Raw genomic sequence first — 22,726 nt, 5'->3', positions numbered from 1 at the left:
AGACACAAATTATACCTCCGAAGAATTACAGGATATGTATAGAAAATATAACATTACAGAAAATGATATAAAATTCGCCAATAATGAATTACCCAATTTCCTTGAAGGGACCATACTTTCAAGTGACAGCCAAGTGCTTGTTACAGAAGACGGCAAACCCCCTGAAGGGATGGAACATGGCAAGGATTATGACATCATAATTACTGAAGCTGAAATGATTAGTATTATTGAGAAGGCAGAAACCGATTACATCAGTAAATATGGCGTAGATCCATCGAATCCTAAGTTAGATGAGGTAAATGGATATCTTATACCCAGTGAAGAAGTAGCAAAATTGTTTTACTCGGTCAATTAAGATGATTCTTAAAAATACTGATTGAGAATTTTTGAGAATGGTGATAATTTGTATTCTTTGGTAATAACATGGAAAGACAAAAAACATTAAGACTTGTAATTCCAATTTTTACGGTTATTGCTATAATCGTACTCTCTGGAGTTGTGGCTAAACATGTAGTACATGACAATCTGCTAATCGAAATATCACTTGTGGGGTCTTTTCTTTACGGGTTTCTTACCTACTGGACTATTGTTAAATTGGGACTTCAGTAAGGGGGACTTTGCTAAATTTATGTTTTCAAGTATTGTGAAGGGTGATAAATGAACATAAAAAAATTAATTCTCTCAATCATCATATCTTCAGTAATCATCGTTATTACAACTGGAGCAATCCATTTTGGACATACATTAGATACAATAATTGGTGGCTCATTGACATTTCTGATTGAGGTTTTTAGCCTGTTTCTCTTAGCCCTAGCCCCTATCATGTATGGATTGATTACGAGGGATAAGATCGGATCCGTTATAGTTGGAGTGCTACCTGTAGTCGGACTTTTCCTTTATTTCTATTCGAGTTCAATTATATCGAGAGAGTTTATCAGTATGGAGATTCTTACTTATTTTGGAATTCTGGTTATCCTCGGTGGCTTGGAAGGCTATTTTGCATCAATAAAAGAAATACAGTACAATATTCTTGCGATATGCTGTTTTCTGTTCTGGGTAGTATTTTTTATAAGGGGATTTGTTGATTGAACTCAGAAGCATTCCATTTACGGAACAACAAATGTGGTCCTATTTTGTGATGAGATATTGACTAAAACTGAATACGAGACTAAGATGTATTAAGCTAACAATATGGGGGCATAAGCGTGAGCAAAATAAAATCAAAATGGGCAATTGTCAGACTTATGGTATTCTTTGCCATACTTGTTTTTACATATCACATAGGTCAACTATTATGGGGAATTATCGCAATAGTTATTGTTTTCTGGATATTCATGTTATGTGACTGCCTTCAGAGGAACACTGATGATTTTCCCAGCAAGGGGATAATGATAAACTGATCTGGTCGCTCGTTCTAATTTTTCTGAATTTCATAGGTGCGGTGCTGTATTACTATCTAGTCAGATCACATATTGGGGATGAGGGACAAGTATGCTGAAAGAAGTTGAGGATTTAATACAAAATATCGCAAGACATCTTTATCACAATTATATAAGTGCATCATTTGGATTGTTGTTATTGCTTATTGCAATTTTATACCATTTCATGGAGTATTTTTATCCAAATAAATATGGCATGTTCTTTATGCTTACAGGACAGATCATTGGCAGTGTCCTTTATGCGTTGGCAATAATTGTTTTGATAGCTTTTATTCTAGTATTATTTAGAAAAGTCAATAAGTAACATTGAGGAACTCATCATGGAAATATTTAGAAAAATATATCGTACAATACCACTCATACTGGCACTATATAATGCTTATCAAGGGTGGTTTAATGATAATTTCAGTTCATTGTTGCTATACCTTACATTGATATCTGTGATATTAATTGGTCCAATGGATCGATTTGTAAAAAAGCGAAGTGTAGAAAATAAATGAATCGAACGTATCATATGGGTGCAAGATATTGTTTTCTGTCCTAGGTTCGGACATCGGTCAACATACCTAGTACAACTGGAAATTTCCTAAGTCTTACCGAAGAAAAATGGGAATAGGTTTACAGTCCATGAAAAATTAGTAGCACTCCATCTATTTTTTACAAAATCGTTAAATTTTTATACCTGACTATGGTTTTATTCCATAACTTATGGAGTGGAACTATGAATACACAAAAATTAACACTTATTTTACTGATAACATCACTCATGCTCTTTTCAGCAGGATGTATTGGTGAAGAGCTCACAGCCGCACAGATTGCTGAGGAATATCAGCAAAAGCAGGCAAACATTGAGGACTATTCTGCCACCATTTACATGACGACGTATTTGGGTGAGCAGGAAATCACATCAATTTCTTCAATGTCCCAAAAGATGCCTGATAAGACGAAAACCACCATAATACAAGCCGAACAGGGTGAAGGTATGATTATGGTTTCCAACGGAAAAACAATGTGGACATATAATCCCGATCAGAATTCTGTGATGGCGATGAATCTGGGTTCCATGGGAGATTTTGATGCCAGCCAAATGGATTATACAGGTATAATGCAGGATTTCCTGGATGATAACGATTACACTTTAGATGGCATAGATACCGTTGACGGCAGAGGCAGTTATGTAATATCCATAAAACCAAATGAGAATTCAACGTCTGGCTTAGTTGTTGACATGAAAACGTGGATTGACAGGGAAACCTGGATGCCTCTCAAGTTCGAAATGTATGATAATGAAGGCAATCTCATGATTGTGACAGAATACAGGGATTTTGAAGTCAACACAGGTATTCCTGATTCGGAATTTGAGTTTGAGATTCCCGAAGGGGCGGAAGTGGTCACTCTTGATGGCCTTGAGGACCTAATTCCCGAGGAAGTAACTCTTGATGAAGCACAGGAGTTGTCTGAATATGATGTGTTGGTTCCTTCCTACATTACTGAAGGCTATGAATTTGAAGTTGCAACAGTTAATAATAATACCCAATTTTTTGGCGAAGTGCAGGAAACTGTTTCCATAACCTATTCAAAAGATTCCGAAGCCCTCCGCATCAGTGAAATTTTCTATGGGGAAGAATCTCCTACAATAATGGAAAATAGGGGTGAGATTGTGGATATCAATGGGCATGAAGGCCAGGTTGTTTCTTCGCCATTTGGTGACGATTATGCATCCCTTTCATGGAACATAGAAAATGCCAGAATGATAATAAGCGGTCCAGTGAACTCAGATGAACTCATAAAAATCGCTGAATCAATGGAATGAGGGAAGTCATCCTCTGATTCCTACTTTTTTTATTTTTCACGACTAATCAGTGTTGTAGGCTGGGGATGAGGCGAGATCTATACTAGGAAATTGAGCAAACATCTTCAATTTAATCCATAAACATCAGGATGAATTGGTAATTTTTGTTTTAATCACAGAACATACCAATTATTTTTAATAATATTGCACATATTTTTAACCATGTATGTAAAAATTATATGTATTTTTGTATCAGCCATTCTTCTGATATTCGGCACAGTTTCTACATGTGCTAGTTCTGATGAAACTGTTATAGATGAAATAATGATGGAATCATTGATACAGAATATGGGTCACCAGGATGTGTTTATTAGACTAGATGCTGTGAAAAACCTTGTTGAAATTGGAGATCCTGCAGTAGATCCTCTAATCCAGGCACTAAATGACAAAAACCCTAAAATTCGAGGAAATTCAGCATCTGCTCTTGGGAAAATTGGAAATGAAAGAGCAATACAACCTCTAATTGAATTGCTGGGTGACGAAAACAATGAAGTCCAACGTGCTGCGGAAATTGCCCTTGGGAATATAAATGAGCCAGCAGTAGAATCTCTGGTTGGAGCCATGAATGATCAAAATGAAATTTTCCCCATCCACTTGGCCACAATAAGAATTCTTGGGGCAATCGGAGATGAAAGAGCAGTAGAGCCATTGATTCAAATGCTTGGATATACAGGTGGTGTAGATGCTGCTGAAGCTTTAAGCAATATCGGAGAACCATCCGTGGAACCCCTTATCGATGTCTTAGAAGATAATAATCCACTTGTACGGGCATATGCAGCTAGAGCTCTGGGTGGAACAGGTGATTCGCGAGCAATTGAACCTGTAATTGAACTACTCAATGATGAAGATGAGAATGTAAGATCAAATGCTGCAATGGCACTTGGAGAACTCGATGACAAAAGAGCAATTGAACCACTTACAAAAACTCTGGACGATAGGTCAAATAGGGTACGTATTCTTGCAAGATCAGCAATTGATAATATTAAAAGACAAAACAGTAGCTATAAAGTTATAACATTCTACGGAAAAGAAATGGATTTTTATACAGAAGATGAAAGACGAAGTTGGCTTGATGAACTTGAGAGTATGAGGAATATAAGAAATGATATGGAGAAATACATGTATCCAGATGGTCCTGTTATTTCTTACGGGCAAGGTTATGATGGTTATATCTCAGTAACATTCCTGGAAGGATCTGAGATCAATGGTTCTTTGATGGATGAAATTTATGAGACAATTGACCAGAAAGCTGTTCAGAATGGTATCGATAACATACCAGTAAAATTCGAATTTGATGAGATGCCCGTAGAAGATGAAGCACCATGTGAAGATCTCATAGAGGATGACGTTGAGACTCCTAACGCCCCAGGCTTCACCATCCCTTCACTTGTAATGGCACTTTTATTCGCACTTAGAAAGCAAAAACGATTGAACTCGTGAATCACTAAATGGGCATTTTCAGGAACTAATGCGTAGTACACAAATTAGGGAGATGAGGTATCATGCCAAAAAATCAAATGCCAAATCAGATTACTCTATTCGCAATTGTAGCAGTGTTTATATTCATCGTATTGTATGCAATCCCATTGTTACTTGCGGGACCAAGTGAACCAATTTTCACAATCGTCAACGAAGATGAACATCCACACGATGCAAGTATTGAGATTACGAGACACGATGGTAGCATATATGTAAATAAAACATTTAGTCTCGGAGCAGGGGAACGCATCAGGGTAGGCAGACAATCTCTGGAATGGAATACACCTCCAAAACTGAAGTCTGAAATGATCAAACCTAAATGGGGATATCATTTCAAATCCGAAAATCATTCAGTTTCATTTCACACTGAATCCAGTTGGGGAAATACGGTTACTTACACACTCACCAATGATAGCGGTGAATTTGTTGTTGATGTTCATGTTTTAAGCTGGGATTGAGGACAATGGAACTAAAAGAACATGCAAATGAAAATACCGAATATTTAGATCGGATCAAAGATGCTATCAAGGATCCAAAATACTCCATATTCATCATATTGGGAATACCATTCATACTTGCGTTATTAGGGGTATTATTTGGACTATTTGGTATGGTCATTGTACTTGTTGGGCCACTTGTTGCATTGGCTTGCTATGCCTACTACACTGGAAACAAACTATCTTCTGCAATATTTGGACTATTGATAATTCCACTTATGCTCCTTTATTTCAAACCTATTGATGAAATTCTTAATTTCCAATTCGACCAACTTTGGAGATATTTTGAATGGTCATACATATTTATGATTATTGATGAGTTTTGGAAGTATTCACTTGCCCATTCACTAATCGGATTATTATTTACATTCAAGAAAAAGCCATATTTGGCAATTGCATTGCTTATCTTTGTGCTGCAGCTCATGGAAATTGTCAGTCACATTGATTAAAACAATGGATTAAAATGAAGGAAAATATAGGGAAATTTTGGGAAACTCATCATGAAACTATTTAGAAAAATATACCGTTTAGTGCCTCTTATAATAGCAATTTATCATGCTTATCAATGGTGGTTTAATGATAATTTCAGTCATTGTTGCTATACTTTACATTGATATCTGTGATATTAATTGGTTCAATATCGATTTGTGAAAAAACAAAGTATAGAAAATAAATGAAATGAGTTAATGTAACATAATAAATATATAAGATGGGATTGCAATTAAATATATAATGAATAGCTCTAATTGGTAATAATCTTGTCTGTGTTTGAGATATATGATAATAATAAAAGAATTGAATGATGCGAGAATTGCTTTCATGGATGTTAATAATGATTACAGAAAGGATGTTGAAGAAGCTTGATTATCATGTGGTTGCTTTGATGGTTATCACTGGAATCTTTTGTGGATATTTCGTATTGATTTTCAATTCATATATTCATGAGATTTATACATGGGAAATGATGATTAACCGTATACTTTTGTTAATGGCAATCGGTGGAGCTACATTTATTGTTCTACTGGGATATGTACATAAGATGAATGAATTGAAATCTTTTGTGAAATGATAACAAATTCTAAGAATTGAGATCAAAGATCAGTAAGAAGAATGATAAAGTGAACAAACATCTTTCCTGTGTTTTATTTAACCAAAGAATGGGGGTTCTACACAAATGGAACTAAAGCAATCCGCAGATAAGAAAACTGAATATTTAGATCGGATCAAAGCTGCTATCGAGAATCCAAAGTACTCCATATTTGTCATCTTGGGATTGCCATTCATATTTGCATTAATATGGGTGCTTTTTGAAATTGGTTTACTGTCAAAAACAATAGGACCTCTGATCTATATTTTTCGCCCATTTTTGTTGTTCGATATATTCATATTTCCATTTATCGCATTGGCTTGTTATGGCTACTACACTGGAAATAAATATTCATCTGCAGCATTGGGATTATTGATGTATCCACTTATGATATTTTATGGTCCACCCATACATACAATTCTTACTTCCCAATTTGAACAATTTGGTAGACTTATTGTATGGTCCACAACATTCAGTAATATCATTGAATTTTTACCATTCTCATTTGCCCACGTATTTATGGGATATTTGGTTGCATTTAGAAAAAGAAAATATTTGGCTATCGCATTACTTCTTTTCATAATACAAGCTGTAGCATTTTTTATCAAATATACCAACTTAATATGGGGTATTTAAATGATGGAAAATAGGGGAAGGTACTTAGTAGCAATTGGTGGAATTTCAGGTATTTGTATAAGTTTAGGGCTATTCGGTACACTTACAGGAATAATACCTACCAATGGTATGTTCATTGGATATTCCGTAGAACAAATATTATGGATCTCTGATCCGATCACCGTATTGGCAATCAATACATTTTCATCGACCGCACTTGCAATTATTGGGATAATATCAGCGTACAAGTTGTCGGAAGATATTTGCAATTCCGTACTTGTGATTATTGCATCTGGTGTAGCTGGATTCATTTTTATGGGATTTTTATGGATCCCAATAGGATCTTTGATTGTGCTTGGTGGGATACTGATAATGGTGGATAATTGAACTGTATCATGTTCATTGAAAATTTCATATTCAGATAAACTTATATGTGCCAATATAGGTGTCAAAAATGCAAAAAATATTCATTCTCACGATCTTTTTACTTTTGATTGCTGCAACAAATGCACATGCATTATTTACTCAAGAAGCAGGCATGATCTCATATCAGATCAATGATTCTGACCGAATCGCTGTTGGGAATGTAACCAATGTCCAAGAACATTTCAAATACTCAGTAGTAACAATAAAAGTAGACGAATGGCTGATGGGACCACTTCCGTCGAATGAAATTGAAGTAATTACGGAAAGGGGTTCTATGTATATCAACAATAATGAACCTCGATTTTACAATGGTGAATCGGTAATACTGATGCTTCAGGACATAAACGTAGCTGAAAACAGATTCAAAGTAACGATCGGTGAACCAGGGAAGCATCCTACTGCCGATAGAGGTGAAATAATAAGTGAACTTGAATCAATGGGGAAATCCAACAAAAGTGAGATTGTACCAACGGCAAGATCTGATAATACGATTCCGTTTATTGGAAGCTATTGGTTAGTACTTGTTTTTGCGTGCGTGGGTTTCGTGTTACGAAGATCTCAAAAATGAATCAGGGGGAATAACGTTTGATTGATAATCTTGTCTTAAAAGTTAGAACGAAAATACCGTTAGATGCACTTCTTTTCTTTATAGTGCATATATGGGTAGCTGTTATTATTTTAACAATATTTGGAATGATAATGACAAAAAGCCAGTCTGATCTAGATATATATGCATTGGTAATGACACTGGGATTATTTATCTTGTTTTTAGTACCGATAAGCTTCATTGGGCAGAATATTGTTAAGAACAGGAGAGATATTAGAAAGGTTTTGTACTATATACCTTTGCTAATTATTGGTATGTTCCATACTATAATAGCTATAATTGGACATACTCATATCGTGACAACTACATTTCCCCATGATTCGTTGATTTATAACTTGCTGCTTCCAATTCAGAGACTCGTGGAAATTGCAATATATCCTATAACTCGTGAAATATTTGATATGGGATTTCCTTATAACACATTACCTCAGATCATAATATATGTCATCATTCTTCCCATCACCCTGTTTATTTACTTGCTGCCTTCCGTAGGCTATGATAGGATGAAGATTACAAAGGAAATGAAATTGATTGTGTTGTTGCCATTGCTTTGTGCTATTATCCCAGTGATTCTACAGGTAGTTCAAATGGGTCTGGGATTAATCGATGAGAATATGATTAAATTTTTCTGGGTTAAAATATTCTTTAACATATCATATATGGGATTTTTCCTATTGATGCCTATCCTGGGTATCTTGTATATCAGACATTACAATAAGATAATTGGAGAATCTACATAAATGAAAATAGAACTATCTGGAAATGAAAAAGCAGAATATTTGGAAAAGGTTAAAGAAGCTATCAAGAATCCCAAGTATTCCATTACTTTGCTGGACGAAAACCCTTCCACGGTTTTAATGAGGTATTCTATGGATTCAACTGTTTCTTGAGTCGAATCGACACAACCTAAGACTGTCAAGGTTGTGTGTTTAGCTTGGTTGAGGATTTCTACAGAGCCTATATTAACTAACTCTATACTAAAACTTCACAAATAATATCCATAATTGATAGAATTATTACCCAATGTCTTTATGTAGTGACACCTCCCAATATATTTTACAAGCTTGTGAATATAAGGGAGATAACAAATGAGATACATAAAAGGATTGGGTATAATTCTCATATTGGTATTGACATACTTCCTGTTCCCCCATCTGTATTATTATATCGCGGACACAACCGATAGCATATCCCCACTTTGTATAATCAGAAATTATGATGAATATCCACATAATGCAACACTTAAGATAATTGATTCAAATGATGATTTGTACATGGGGGAACTTTATCAACTTGATGCTGATCAAGTAATTCGTATAGAAAAGCCAAAAATAGTACCATTAACCTCAAACCCACGTAGAAATAAACCATCGAATGAGTGGGATTTTTACTTTGAATCTGAAAATATTTCGGTCAATCATAGTACAGTCCCTCATCGTGTAAACACGGTCGTTTTTGAGATATATAATGAAAGCGGAGATTTTGGCATCACTTGTGAGGAAACCATGTGATTTCTTTCACGGTTGGTGTAGTATGACAAATATTAGAGTACCTAATATTAGCTGGTTGATTATAAGCGGAATAAAATTGGAGTTTTCATGCTTTATAATTTTAACGACTCTTTTAATGAAGTCGAATCTCGAAGAAAGACGGTGATAGAATGGGGTGCAAAAATAATTCCACAGAGGTATATTCCCATCCCTTCTCTGAACTCAAAATATATTCATCCTAATTGGACAGAAGATGAATGCAGACAATTTGAACGAAACTGCTCTAGATGGTAAAATGTAATCATTACCTTATAATTCAGAACAAACTTTCATCTGAACTAACAGGACGAACTCTAAACATATACGAACGAGAACCTATTTTGTGATTCCTTATCCAAACGAGACACTTCTATAGATTTTTCTCGCTTGTCCTACTAAATATTACTTCTTCCTTTTTCTTACGTTTGAACTACATGACTCAAAAGTTCAGATGATATAACTCAATTGAAAAGTTCAGGTGAAATATATAGGCTGAATATTCAGGACATTTATATCAAATGAAAAGTTCACCATGTTTAATTCAATTAAACTCTCAAATACCCGAAAAATTACCACGCGGTTTACACCTGTAAACCACCACGGTTAACCCTCATATTTTAGATATATACTAACCACCGCGAAAAAGGAGTAAACCGCGTTTTTCGATATTTTTCATTTTTCGAGGGGATTTCATTACAATATATTTTTGCGTGTGGAGTAAACTTTAACATTGGTACCTATATATCTATGCAATCTACAATATTCATGCCATAATAACTCATTCTTGTTACATCAAAATTGAAGTTACCCATATCCTTTAGAATCACTCGTGTAGGATTTCTTGATCAACCGTCAGACTCTATTCCTAAAAGACTCATTCACGTCCATCATTGAAACACTCAACCGCCGAATGTCCAGCATCTTTTATACGCTTCAGTTGATCATCCTTCTCCCACCTGTGCCTATGGTCACGTAGTGTACTTGTTGGGACATCTATTTTCCTTGCAATTTCTTCCCAGGACATCCCACGTGAACGATATTGTGCTACAGAGCGTCTGTTTATTTCTCTTCTATTTTTGCCCCATGACCCATGCTCTTTTTTATGGCGTTCGATACCCAATTTGATTCTTTCACTAAGTGCACGTTTTTCATTCTCGGCAACCCATGAGAACAGCGATACATAGAGCTTTCGAACATTTGGATCGTCAGTTTTTGTCCATGCTTCATTTGGTGACAATGATATGACATGGATTCCAGCCTGCTCAAGTTCCATGTATAATATCAATGTATCATAGAATGTCCTTCCGAGTCTTGATATCTCGAATGTGTACAGTTTGTCAATTTCATTGACACGTGCAAATTTCATCAGTTCCTGGAATCCATTCCTGTCCTTAGCGGGTACGGATCCACTGATACCTTCATCAAAAAATATGTGCTCGGTTGGTAGCCCGAGCTCCTTGAGCTTGAATATCTGTGTATCGATATTCTGTTCACGTTCGCCTTTTTTGCCCTTGGTTGAAGTTCTTGCATATCCTACAGAGTTGTTCATAATAATCTCCCCATTCAGTTAAATGCGTTTATTCTGATGTAATGCTAATTGTGTGAGTTCGTGGGGGTTAATTTGGATAAGGTCTGCGTTCATGTGGGACAAATATAATAGTACTTTCAAACCCTCTAAAAATTCTCTTTGAAGAAAATCCGATTGTAAAAATAAGAAGGTATGTGCAGATGATTCATCTGCACTTTCGGACACCATCAAAGTATTCCAGAATCTGGTATAATCAAAGATACATCTGAATCTACCCAAAATGGTACACAGATTGAAGGCATCTAAATGTTTGTTAAAAGCCATGATTCTTTATTAGCTCAGAAGATAAGGGATAATCTCTTGGCCCCACGCTGCCTTTTCACCTGCATCAGCAACAATGTTTCGAAGGTCTTCAGAGCTTAAGGTCTCACCATATCTATCTGTTTCCAGGTTAATCCATAAAGGCGAACTTGGACCCGAATGAAGTGGATGATGCATCAGCAACAAGCCTTTTAATATAAGGCTACTATAAGTCAAGTTTATCCATTTCGGTTTCATACTTCCAACAACATTGATTTTTGCAAGCTCCCCATCAAATTGAACATCTTTGATACAAAGTGTTTCAAGTTCACTTATTCTGGCACCAGAATCTGCTAAAATTGTGATGAATGTTTTACCAGTCTGGTTAGCAGCTTCTAATATAGGAAATACATCTGCATATGAACTAAATGCTTCTTCTGGAAACAGTGAAAAGTTTTCCATTTTTCTTTCGAATTCATTTGCAAAGGACAGGTATTCACTGATTTTTTCATTAGCTAGAGCTTCATAGTCAGAAACTGTTGATTTATTTTCATTGAATTGCATATTTTATTTTCCAGTAATTTTATTTTTTGTGATTATCACATATGGGATGGAAAAAGGATGGAACCACTATGGGTGGTCACATACCCTTGCACTAGTTCTCATATCTGTTACGAAAAACTTCCTCCTCTTTCAAGTGATTGACATGGTCTGCAAATTCACCACTCATTAACAAATATTTGATATATTCATCTGCAATCTCAAGTGCTATCGGATCGTCACACAATACATCCTCAACGATTTCATAGTCCATACCAAAGCTAGGGGTGAATTTTCCACATCCTATGCAGAAGTCTTTTGGAGTCACAACACCCAAGTGTAGACCGCGTTCCATTACCCGATTTGCACAATTTCCTTTAATTGAGTAAGGTAACGTGTAGTCAGCGAGTCCCATTATAATGAAAACGGCAATGGTTCGGCCAAGTATAGTTTCGGCTGTTATCGTTGTAATCTTAGTTGCAGGTTCCCACATTCCAGCTGGCATAGGAACATTCTCAATTAGGGCATTCAATTCTGTGGTCTTTGCGTTCTCAGCAGTTGCAATTCTCTTCTCGAGATCGATTGGTGTATTTTTATTACAGTACATATTTTATTTTCCAATACTTTTATTTTTTTAATATATAATTACATTTATAAGGAAATAATTCAAAGGTAATAAATGCTTGCATTTGTATAACAAAAATTAAATACAATTGATATACATGCGGTGAACTGCAATTTTAACCCATGTTTTAAACAAAATGGTATAAATTCGAGATGGAATCTACAAATTATTCAATAGTTGCAGTAAAATTACTATCATAATTATTCAGGAAATCCTATTTTATCGAGGTGCGCGTATCATCAAGAGATATTTGCATCCGCATATGATTGAGTGTGGACCAGATGTTCAACTTATTTCTGCCAAGCCCAAAATTAATATACGGAACCTGAAATATAGAAAATGATTGAGATAATCCAAATATTGATTCCTGTTCTTTCAACTAATTGTTTTATAAAAGGACATGACTACTCTAATATAGTAGACTCACACCTTCATATGAACAAATGTCCCCATACATGGAAATTATGATTGTCAGAGATTCATTGAAAGTGTGTTCCCATGCAAGCATCTCAACCATTAAAAGGATCAGAGATCCCGTAAGATCTCCTATCTCCTTTCAGTTTCCGTTCGGTAATATTCATTTAATTCATCAATCGAAACGTTCAACCGTAAGAAAGATTCATTGCTTATTTGATACGTAAATGGCATCACCTCCTCGACCCAGCCCCTTTCTTTCATTTTATTCAGAATCCTTCGAACATGCTTATTGTTCATTGACAAATCATCAATAGCCAATCTTTTATTGACCTTATTCTCTTGTTTGGACAGTAAATAAAATAGAAGTTCAAACATTTGATCATCGTTTTCCAGATAACGGGAATTCGAAACTTGTTTGCAAAGATGTTTGAGGAAAACATCCTTTGTTGAACTCAGGAAGTAGACCTTTGTCGGATGACCTCTCTCACCAATGAGGATATGAAAGTCGTTTACATAACCTAATGTTCGAAGGTCTGACAATACATCATAAAATGCATTGTTTCCTAAATATGTCATCTGCTTCAATTCCATTGCAGTTTTACCTTTTCCGCTTAAAAGAATAGCGAGTATTGATGCCATTTCATCGGGGATGTCAGATGACATCAGTATATTTTTTGTATGTTCATTGATTGTTCCAGTATTCATCGTAGTAACCTTTTTATTTTTGTTACTACGATGTTTGGAACTGTCATTCATTTCATTTTAAATAATTACTTTATTTTGGTATATTTACAGATAAACCTCATATCGCAATTATCACAGAACTCCGTTGGTTTGGCTGGGTAAGATGCCCTTTGAATTCCATTGACACATTTATCGAGTTTCTGTCTCGCGTTATCAAGACTTTCCCTGCCAATATCCACATCATCAACTTTCCCTTTATCAAGAAAAGCAACACTGCCCTTACGAATGGTATTTTCCCTCTTATTGAGTTCCATTGCATATGCTTGGACCTGAAGTGAAATGTCATCTATTGACATCACAGTATCAGATGTTTTGTACTCACGTACTTCCTTTGACCCATCATCATCAAGCACAGCATCCACTTTCCCCTCTACAAGATAATTTTCGAAAGAAAGCGTTATCGGGACTTCCGTATCAGATATGTTAGCCATATCGTCTGGATTTTCACTGATGTATTGATGTAGCATCTTCTTGGCCTTCTTCTTCGCAATTGACACGTTTGGTGCGAACGGGAGATAAAAGCAACTTTCAACTATATCGTCTACGATCATATCTGGATCAACACCAGAAGTTGATGCGATAATCTGGAGACTGTAGTGGAGAGCCTTCCCGAAACCGAGCATAGGGGAAAATTGTGATGAAAAACCACATTTCTCACGAAGCCAGTATAGATGCGGACACTTGTTGTAAAGTATGAGCTCTGATAGACCGTAAGACATCATCTCATTTTCAGAATGACTGTTCGGATCGATCTGGAAGTCAGGGAATGAAGACATTCCATTTAACCTTATGATATTAAACTGTAGACATTCATTTAAGAAGGGGCTGATTTCCGTCTCCTTTACGTAATTGGTCTTATGATGACTCAGCACAAGTGTATTCTTTGCCCTGCTGATTGCCACATAATACAGATATGCTTCATCCAGGACTGTTCCTGCATATCTCTCGACATCAATGTAATCGGTGTCAATCAGGTACTTTTTCGACCTACCAACCATACTTGAAGGATAATGTCCATCAACCAAAGCTGGGACATAAACAACATTCCAATCTAAACCCTTGCCTTGATGGATAGTGGAAATCGTAATCGAATCCTCATCTGGTAACTCGTCAGAGCCATTGCCAAAAATGGAGGATTTTGCATGGTCTAAGTAAAGACAGAGTGTCTTGAAATCCCGTTCCCAATTCCTCTTAAAACCTCTCAATCTGATAGTATATTCAACATCGTTCAGGAGGGTGGAGAACTGACCAAGGTTAATGATGATCAACCTTTGTTCCATTTCATTTTCATCAAGATGTTTGAAGTTCAGTATGTTGAGCAACGCTTCATATACCGACTTGAAACTATCATACTCACCTGATACAGCTTTCTGTTTCCAGTCCTCAAGGTGAGACCTGACCTTCAAGTCCAGATTTGATTCTGGAAATTGTGTTTGCCAGTCACTGAGAGCTGATTCAACTAATTCATCCTGGTTTATACTGTCTTCGTACTTCTTTTCACGAAAGAAACCTTTTGGAGATAGCCATGCCATGAGCTTTGCAACAGCATTTACCTCAGTTCGGATGAATAATCCCTGACGACCTGCTATATGGTATGGAATGTTACGCTTTCGGATCTCGGAGATAAACGGTTCTGAATATTTCATGGTCCTAAATAGGACTGCAACATCTTTGTAAAATCCACCATCAGTCACGTATTTTTCAATGCTGTCAACGAGCCATCTCGCTTCAGCATTTTCTGTAGGGAACTCATTTGAATAGATATTATTGTTCCCTTCCCTGGTCGGTGTGAGGCAAAGATCAACTGGCCTACCAGATGAAAAGATGCTAGTTCCCTTGACATCGTTTATGAAATGAACAATGGCTTGCCTGGAGCGGTAGTTCTCATCTAATTTGATTGTGACAGCTGACTGATATGTTTTCGCGAAATTTTTGCTGAAGCTCGGATTTGAACCTCTCCAGCAAAAAAGTACTTGCCAAGGGTCATGTACGGCGGTTAACTGAGCACCTCTAGAGAGCAGACGAATAAGCCTCTCTTGGCTTTTATTGATGTCTTGGAATTCGTCTATAAAAATATATTTTATATGTGGCTTGACGGAATCCTCCCTTTCAAGATATTCTATTGCAGCCCTTGTCATCATTTTGAATGACATCAATCGGTGTTTCTCAAGGAAACGATAATAATTGTCCATGACATTCATGAATGACGGATCAGTTATTTTCAAATAATCAATATCCATCATCTCGTTCTCGATAAGATCGATGGTATCCAGAAAGTATTTGATCGTGATCATTTTGAACTTTGATGGGTCTGACCCCAGAGTTCGAAGACCAAGATTGAAACAGTATCGGACCAGCAATCCGTTTTCCATTTCAGGAGATATGACGTCGAAATTACCAAATCCTCCATTACTTTGGATAAGATTCTTGCAGTATGAGTCAATAGTATGTATCTTCAATCGGTTTACCTTATCCAGAAGACTGCCATCATCAAAATACTCTGCTCGCTTATATATAAGAGATTTGAGCTTTTTCACAGCCTTTTCAGTAAACGTGATCACAACAATCGATTCAGGATCCACCTCTTTGGATTGAAGGATATGTAATACCCTCCTCACGATTACTTCTGTCTTCCCTGCTCCAGGACCAGCAATGATCTGGAGTCGATCAGCATCTGATAGCACTGCATCACATTGCGATTTTGAAAGTGGATATGGCTCGTCGAGTATTCTCATATTTGGTAGTATGTTGTCTTCTGACATACTAAATTATTTAATGCGCGTGACATAAATATATACGGAAAATCCATGTGAAATTAAATTCTATTCGCATTATATAAAGTTGAAATCATACACAGGATGCCAGTTTAACTTTGTAAAAAAGGCTTCATTTCCAGAGTGGTTTCAATTAAGGAATTGCCGTGACACTGGATGAACAGATCATGCAAGCCGTACATCCAATGTCACTCTTATTTCATTTATCGCTCCTAAGATTGTAGTTCACCACATTTGTTGTGATGTTCTACATTATGATGTATGGAATAGATAATTACTGAATAGATTACATATGTATACTCAAAAATAACATCAAAGATGTTTTACAAAAATCGATTTTCCAGAAACTAAAATTAACGTAAAAACCTCTTTCGATATGCTTAGCTACTTTTTTTAGGTAAACCGACACCCCCAGTAACAACACACACAGCTTTCGAAAAAAGGTACCCAAACAAAAAACGGTTGTATTTTACATCACTATATCTTATGAATTATCGATTTCTTTATCGTTTTGTCCGAAAAATCGATTTGACCGATAATTCACAGTTTTGACTTTACTACTGATCTTGCATCAATGCGTTCATACATTCATTTTAATCATCTCACGTTTACATTTATATGTGGGATTCATATATTGATTTCTCTAAGACATTTTCAATCACTAAGCTTTGTTTTTTGACTTCTTCATCTAGTTTGATAATACTTGTGTTTTTTCTACCATCATTGCCCTTTTGTATGGATATTAATTGACTTAATGCAAGACCATTCAGCATCTGTGATACGTCTTGTCTGGATAATGGCTTCATTTTAAATTTACGAGATAGTTCATCTTGTTTTGAAACAACGGTATCCGTTTTGATTTGAGTCTTGCAACGGGTATGATTGGATAGTTGCACAACTGCTAGAAACACTCTTTTTTCTAGCTCAGGTAGATTCATAATTACGTCACCCAGATAGGCTACATTTGCCGTTTCAGTTACTATATGGACATCATTTAGTTTTACTTTCGAATCACCATTATTTTCAGCTAAATGTCCAACTTCTTTCAATAATTGGATAGTTTCTCTAGCATTACCATGTTTTTCAGCAGATAATCGACTACACAAAGAGATCACCTCCTCATCAACAACATCATCACAAAATGCATCTAGGCGATCATTTAGTATACTAAACAGTTGTTCCTCCTTGTATGGATTAAACAAAATATCTTTCATATAAAGAGAAGATACAACATTTGTACCAATCGATTTTTTGGAATCGAAATTATTTGATATTCCTATAATACTAAACTTCGTGTTTTTTGGTAACAAACACATCTCGTCTGCTCTTGAAAGAATGTACAGAATCTTATCGTCTTTCAAACAGTCAATTTCGTCTAGCACAACGATAATCAATCGATGAGAATCATTAGAAAATATGTCTGAAAAATATTCGAGATAATCATCAAAACCAAGACCACGACCTGGTAACCGTGTGCCAGGTTTAGCCTGTTTGATTAATTCGCGTAATACTGCGGTACTTGTTGGTTTATCTTTACACGAAACACGAAAATGTACCACTTCGATATCGAGTTTTTGTTTTTTAATACTTTCCTTTAACTGATTAATGACATATGCGCTTGTGACGCTTTTCCCAGTCCCAGGTTTTCCGAATAAGAATAAGTTACGTGGTTTTCCGTTGATGAATATTGGTTTGCATGCATCGGCAATTTCACCAATTTCATAATCACGTCCAATTAATTTCGATGGAATGTAATCATTTTCAAGACAACGTATATCGCGAAAAATGGAGTTACTAATGTTTTCAAATATATTCATTTCTAAATATCTCCAGTCAGTGATGGTATATTAGCAATCTATTTATTTCCACATTATATAAAACTAACTGTATATAATATAAATTATGCCAATGTTCATTTTTAGTAACCATGATTCATATATTTGCCATCAATGGAATACATCCATGTTGTCGAGGGATACGTAACCTATATATTTTCTGTATTATCGGAGATATTTGTGGATGATTTTTCATTTACAATTCTGCTGATATCCAGGATAATTGGTTTGCATTACCTTTCTTTGTTCTAAAAATCGACAATTAAAATTAACGTAAAAACGGATTTCGACATTAGTACCCTTCTTTTTTACGTAAGCTGACACCCCCAGTAACAACACACACAGCTTTCAAAAAAAGGTACCCACCAAATTAAAACCCACTCATACAATAAAAAATTCGAAGTCGCATACCTGGAAATATGTAAAATCATAGCAGATTATTGGTCAGATGCTAGTAGTTACAAGCCAACTTGTATTGTATGATTAAAGTTATGCATACAATTACACATCTACTCCAAATAAAGCACTGCAAGGTCTATTATAAAGATAGGATGCAAATGATTCTTTCTTACAATTCATTAAATCAATTGACAATGAATGCCACATATATGGTCTAATAAACTGATTATATACAAGATTTAATGAGTGAATCAACAGGATCGATCTCATTCATATATTATTAAGACAACTCCATTCTTCTTTTTTTTATGTTAAATTTCCTATAGATTGTTTCGTATTCTTATGGGAAAAACAAATCTTTGATTAGGGGGTCGTCGTAGAGCTTGAGAAAAAGCTGATGAGATTATGAGCTAAAGCTATGTTGTAGAGTTATACAATTAATAGTATATATAGTTTATTCATTTTTAATTATCTAAATCCTAATATGATGGGAGATAATGATACGATTATTTTTCAGGGTACCTTTTTTCGAAAGCTATGTGTGTTGTTACTGTGTGTGTTCATTTACGTAAAAAATACTGTCATTGATACGGAAAGTTGACTTCCCGTTAGTTTTACATTTTGATATTTCGAAAACCAATTGGTATGATTTCAACAATATAGATGGATTGAAGTCATACATATTATCAAATATACGAAGTCTGTCGAATAAAAACAAGCATCGTCTATAGTTTGAATTAATTCCAAGTGAACAGGATGAAATCGAACGAGATCATCAATTGAATAGAGATTTTCACAAATAATTGATCAGAAAAAACTTCAGGTGATGATATATACGAATGATAAGTTGGTTGACTGATTGATGCGGTCGACATCTACTATAAAATTCATATGCCGTATTTAATCGCAATTCTTAATATAAATCAAACATCACCAACATGGATTGGGATATATATCATCTATAGATGTCGTCTGTCTTTTGTTATTGACTGTATGAGACTCACTTGCTGCCACAGTATTAGCCACATCATTTGAGGTGAGATTTTATTTGATAATTAATGAATAAAATTACTGCATAACTCTACACTTTATAGATGTTTATGTGTGAGGTACCTGTATGCAGGCATACTCATGCTGGCCTTAAATCGTCTGCAAAAATATACTTGGATTAATAATAAGTGGGGCTTTTCCCCACGCGTACTGTTCACTATGGGGCAATGTATGTCGTCCCACGAAGATATTGTTTGCAGTGGAAAATGTGGTCATTCTACCTTGGTCTAGTAATGTATATGGGAACTTCATTAATTTGTGATATCAAAATATAAATATAATGAGAGGGATTATTACGATTACATCATGGCATGTCCGTAATTCAGGGGAATAGATTAATGAATATTTCACAAATTGAAAATAACCTGCAAGAGCTAATTTTCTCTTTCTCAGAAGAGACCTTTATTTATGATCTGCTCTTATCTTATGGATTACCTAAATCATCAATTACACGATTAAAGAAAGGAAATCTGAACCTTTCAAAAGTAGATGGGGAAAAATCCTGGAAAAAGAAGCTATTTTTCAAAGAGATCTTCGATCAAGACCTACATCTTGCCATTTCTTCATTAATCGATAACATTAAACATGACCAAAGGTTTGTAATTGTTACCGATTATAAGACACTTTTAGCAATTGATACCAAAACACAGGATAAACTGGACATTGAGCTGAAAGATCTCCCCAAGCACTATGATTTCTTTTTACCCTGGGCTGGCATGGAAAAGACCCAACATCAAAACGAAAACCCTGCTGATGTTAAAGCAGCCGAGAAAATGGCAAAGCTCTTTGATGAAATCAAAAAGGACAACCCAGACGATTCACCAGAGTTTATCCATGGATTAAATGTATTCCTCTGTCGTTTGCTTTTCTGTTATTTTGCTGAAGATACTAACATTTTTGAGGAAGGCCAATTTACTAATGTTGTTGCTTCACATACTCAGGGTGATGGAAGTGACCTGGATGCTTATTTGGACAAGCTGTTTGTTGTTCTTAATACTTCCAAGAAAGACCGCCAGGACTTGCCTGCATACCTTAATGTTTTCCCTTACGTAAATGGTGGCTTGTTCAGACAAAGAATGCAGATCCCAAAATTTACCAGGCGATCATATAATGCTATTATCGATAGTGGAAAACTGGATTGGTCTGTCATCAATCCTGATATTTTTGGGTCCATGATGCAGGCAGTGATATCTCCTGAACAACGTGGTGGTTTAGGCATGCATTACACTTCTGTGCCTAATATCATGAAAGTAATTGAACCACTTTTTCTTAATGGTTTGAAAGAGGATTTTGAGAAGGCTAAAGGTAACCAAAAAAAACGCAACGAGTTGCTAAAACGCCTATATTCTATAAAAATTTTTGATCCTGCATGTGGTAGCGGTAATTTCTTGATTATTGCATATAAGGAACTACGTAGACTAGAAATGGAAATATTCAAAGAACAAGGTAGTTCTTTACCAATTTCAGGTATTTCTTTAGGGCAATTTTACGGCATTGAACTCGATGATTTTGCTCATGAGATTGCACAACTATCCCTCTGGCTGGCGGAACATCAGATGAACGTAGATTTTTTTAAAGAATTCGGATGTACTAATCCAACTCTGCCACTAAAAGAAGCAGGTCATATTGTACAAGGAAATGCTTGTAGGGTTGATTGGGAAACTGTTTGTCCTAAAAGGAAAGACGACGAGATATATGTTTTGGGGAATCCGCCTTATCTAGGTTCAAGTATGCAAGATCAAAGTCAAAAGGCAGATTTAGCAACTGTTTTTAAAGGCTTTAAAAATTACAAGAATCTTGATTATATTGCATGTTGGTTTAAAATGGGTGCAGACTTTGTTAATGAGTCAAATTCAAAGTTTGCCTTTGTTTCTACAAATTCAATATGTCAAGGAGAACAAGTTAACTTATTGTGGCCCTATGTTTTTCATCAAAATTTAGAAATAGATTTTGCTTATAAGTCTTTCAAGTGGACAAATAGTGCAAAAAAGAAAGCAGCTGTCATAGTTATCATTGTGGGTGTTAGAAAAGTTTCAAAGAATCCAAAGTATATTTTTGTAGATGGCTTAATGCAAGAAGTTCCAAATATTAATCCATACTTAACAGTGGGTTCTAACATTACTTTGCCCAGACGAAACAAACCCATCAGTAAAATCCCTGAAATGCTTTATGGCAATAAGCCAACAGATGGTGGCAATTTAATATTAGATAAAAAAGAAGTTGATGAAATATCAACAAATTACCCAATTTCATTACAATATATTAAGAAATTTAGTAGTGGAGCTGATTTTCTAAACGGCAATGAACGTTGGTGCCTTTGGATTACAGATGATCAGCTAGAAAGTGCTCAAACCATACCTCCAATATATGAAAGATTAAAAGCAGTTGCTGTTTTTCGTAAAAAAAGTAAAGCTCAATCAACTGTTGATTATTCGATTTATCCTAATAGATTCAGGCAAATAACATATAAAGAAACTCAAGCGATTATAGTTCCTTTAACTTCTTCGGAAAGGAGGGAATATATTCCGTTTGGGCATGTAAATGCTAATACAGTTGTATCCAATTCTTCTAGTGTAATTTATAGTACTGATTATTGGATATTTGGAGTAGTTTCTTCAAAAATGCATATGTTATGGGTCAAAACCGTTTCTGGTCGTTTGAAGTCAGATTATAGATATTCTTCTGCTCTTTGTTATAATAATTTTCCCTTCATTATCTCTGAACAATGTAAAGAGAAAATAACTAAATCTACACTTCGAATTATAGAAGAGCGAGAAAAAAATTCTCCAAAAACCTTGGCACAGCTCTACGATCCTGATAAAATGCCTGAAGGCTTACGTGAAGCACACCGATTAAACGATTTGGCGGTTGAGCGTTGCTATCGAAGCAAGCCTTTTGAAAGTGATGAGGAGCGTTTGGAATACATGTTTAAGCTCTATGGAAAAATGACTTCTGTATAAATGAATAGAATATGTTGAAATTG

Annotated in this window: 22 protein-coding genes; 16 read left to right on the top strand and 6 right to left on the bottom strand. The window is 35.5% G+C overall.

From position 1 onward, the window contains the following. The 15 genes from KDK67_RS04755 to KDK67_RS04690 all read left to right on the top strand — a co-directional run. A partial coding sequence (locus KDK67_RS04755; protein ID WP_250867693.1) for a hypothetical protein occupies window positions 1-355 on the top strand: 355 nt, incomplete at its 5' end. A 302-nt stretch (window positions 356-657) separates the two neighbouring features. Beyond that, window positions 658-1,089: a hypothetical protein gene (locus KDK67_RS04750; protein ID WP_250867692.1), complete on the top strand. Its 432-nt coding sequence runs from the start codon at window positions 658-660 to the stop codon at window positions 1,087-1,089. Between the two features lie 116 nt (window positions 1,090-1,205). Next, complete coding sequence (locus tag KDK67_RS04745) at window positions 1,206-1,400, top strand: hypothetical protein (protein WP_250867691.1); 195 nt, start codon at window positions 1,206-1,208, stop codon at window positions 1,398-1,400. Then, window positions 1,397-1,498, top strand: coding sequence for a hypothetical protein (locus KDK67_RS14430; RefSeq protein ID WP_338101231.1), 102 nt, complete (start codon window positions 1,397-1,399; stop codon window positions 1,496-1,498). Before KDK67_RS04745 ends, KDK67_RS14430 begins: the two co-directional genes overlap by 4 nt. Next, a complete protein-coding gene (locus KDK67_RS04740; RefSeq protein ID WP_250867690.1) occupies window positions 1,492-1,743 on the top strand; it encodes a hypothetical protein in 252 nt (83 codons plus the stop codon). Before KDK67_RS14430 ends, KDK67_RS04740 begins: the two co-directional genes overlap by 7 nt. 417 nt (window positions 1,744-2,160) lie before the next feature. Next, window positions 2,161-3,252 carry an outer membrane lipoprotein-sorting protein gene (locus KDK67_RS04735; protein ID WP_250867689.1) on the top strand — a complete coding sequence of 364 codons (1,092 nt, stop codon included), beginning with the start codon at window positions 2,161-2,163 and terminating at the stop codon, window positions 3,250-3,252. A 201-nt stretch (window positions 3,253-3,453) separates the two neighbouring features. After that, a complete protein-coding gene (locus KDK67_RS04730; RefSeq protein WP_250867688.1) occupies window positions 3,454-4,731 on the top strand; it encodes a HEAT repeat domain-containing protein in 1,278 nt (425 codons plus the stop codon). Window positions 4,732-4,793: 62 nt separating this feature from the next. Next, a complete protein-coding gene (locus tag KDK67_RS04725; RefSeq protein WP_250867687.1) occupies window positions 4,794-5,228 on the top strand; it encodes a hypothetical protein in 435 nt (144 codons plus the stop codon). A gap of 5 nt (window positions 5,229-5,233) precedes the next feature. Beyond that, window positions 5,234-5,716: a hypothetical protein gene (locus tag KDK67_RS04720; RefSeq protein ID WP_250867686.1), complete on the top strand. Its 483-nt coding sequence runs from the start codon at window positions 5,234-5,236 to the stop codon at window positions 5,714-5,716. Between the two features lie 725 nt (window positions 5,717-6,441). Further along, window positions 6,442-6,990 carry a hypothetical protein gene (locus tag KDK67_RS04715; RefSeq protein ID WP_250867685.1) on the top strand — a complete coding sequence of 183 codons (549 nt, stop codon included), beginning with the start codon at window positions 6,442-6,444 and terminating at the stop codon, window positions 6,988-6,990. Then, complete coding sequence (locus tag KDK67_RS04710) at window positions 6,991-7,356, top strand: hypothetical protein (protein ID WP_250867684.1); 366 nt, start codon at window positions 6,991-6,993, stop codon at window positions 7,354-7,356. It begins immediately after the preceding gene. A 67-nt stretch (window positions 7,357-7,423) separates the two neighbouring features. Continuing rightward, window positions 7,424-7,963: a hypothetical protein gene (locus tag KDK67_RS04705; protein WP_250867683.1), complete on the top strand. Its 540-nt coding sequence runs from the start codon at window positions 7,424-7,426 to the stop codon at window positions 7,961-7,963. A 17-nt stretch (window positions 7,964-7,980) separates the two neighbouring features. Continuing rightward, complete coding sequence (locus KDK67_RS04700) at window positions 7,981-8,742, top strand: hypothetical protein (protein WP_250867682.1); 762 nt, start codon at window positions 7,981-7,983, stop codon at window positions 8,740-8,742. Further along, window positions 8,743-8,892, top strand: a complete 150-nt coding sequence (locus tag KDK67_RS04695; protein WP_250867681.1) for a hypothetical protein — start codon at window positions 8,743-8,745, stop codon at window positions 8,890-8,892. A gap of 198 nt (window positions 8,893-9,090) precedes the next feature. Continuing rightward, window positions 9,091-9,513, top strand: a complete 423-nt coding sequence (locus tag KDK67_RS04690) for a hypothetical protein (RefSeq protein WP_250867680.1) — start codon at window positions 9,091-9,093, stop codon at window positions 9,511-9,513. A gap of 892 nt (window positions 9,514-10,405) precedes the next feature. Here KDK67_RS04690 and KDK67_RS04685 read toward each other — a convergent pair. The 6 genes from KDK67_RS04685 to KDK67_RS04660 form a co-directional block, all read right to left on the bottom strand. After that, window positions 10,406-11,080 carry a recombinase family protein gene (locus KDK67_RS04685; protein ID WP_250867679.1) on the bottom strand — a complete coding sequence of 225 codons (675 nt, stop codon included), beginning with the start codon at window positions 11,078-11,080 and terminating at the stop codon, window positions 10,406-10,408. 312 nt (window positions 11,081-11,392) lie between these two features. Next, complete coding sequence (locus tag KDK67_RS04680) at window positions 11,393-11,923, bottom strand: site-specific integrase (RefSeq protein WP_250867678.1); 531 nt, start codon at window positions 11,921-11,923, stop codon at window positions 11,393-11,395. Between the two features lie 91 nt (window positions 11,924-12,014). After that, complete coding sequence (locus tag KDK67_RS04675; protein ID WP_250867677.1) at window positions 12,015-12,506, bottom strand: hypothetical protein; 492 nt, start codon at window positions 12,504-12,506, stop codon at window positions 12,015-12,017. Between the two features lie 564 nt (window positions 12,507-13,070). Continuing rightward, window positions 13,071-13,697 (bottom strand): hypothetical protein, encoded by a 627-nt coding sequence (locus KDK67_RS04670; protein ID WP_250867676.1) that lies wholly within the window; start codon window positions 13,695-13,697, stop codon window positions 13,071-13,073. A gap of 14 nt (window positions 13,698-13,711) precedes the next feature. Continuing rightward, entirely contained in the window at window positions 13,712-16,447 is a 2,736-nt protein-coding gene (locus KDK67_RS04665) for an ATP-dependent helicase (protein WP_250867675.1), read from the bottom strand. Window positions 16,448-17,073: 626 nt separating this feature from the next. Then, window positions 17,074-18,276 carry a Cdc6/Cdc18 family protein gene (locus tag KDK67_RS04660; protein ID WP_250867674.1) on the bottom strand — a complete coding sequence of 401 codons (1,203 nt, stop codon included), beginning with the start codon at window positions 18,274-18,276 and terminating at the stop codon, window positions 17,074-17,076. A 1,805-nt stretch (window positions 18,277-20,081) separates the two neighbouring features. Here KDK67_RS04660 and KDK67_RS04655 point away from each other — a divergent pair. Then, complete coding sequence (locus KDK67_RS04655) at window positions 20,082-22,703, top strand: class I SAM-dependent DNA methyltransferase (protein ID WP_250867673.1); 2,622 nt, start codon at window positions 20,082-20,084, stop codon at window positions 22,701-22,703. The last annotated feature ends 23 nt before the right edge of the window (window positions 22,704-22,726 follow it).

The sequence above is a fragment of the Methanococcoides seepicolus genome (assembly GCF_023684405.1).
GTDB lineage: Archaea > Halobacteriota > Methanosarcinia > Methanosarcinales > Methanosarcinaceae > Methanococcoides > Methanococcoides seepicolus.
Note: the sequence above shows the minus strand (reverse complement) of the source record. Positions and strands in the feature narration are given on the sequence as shown.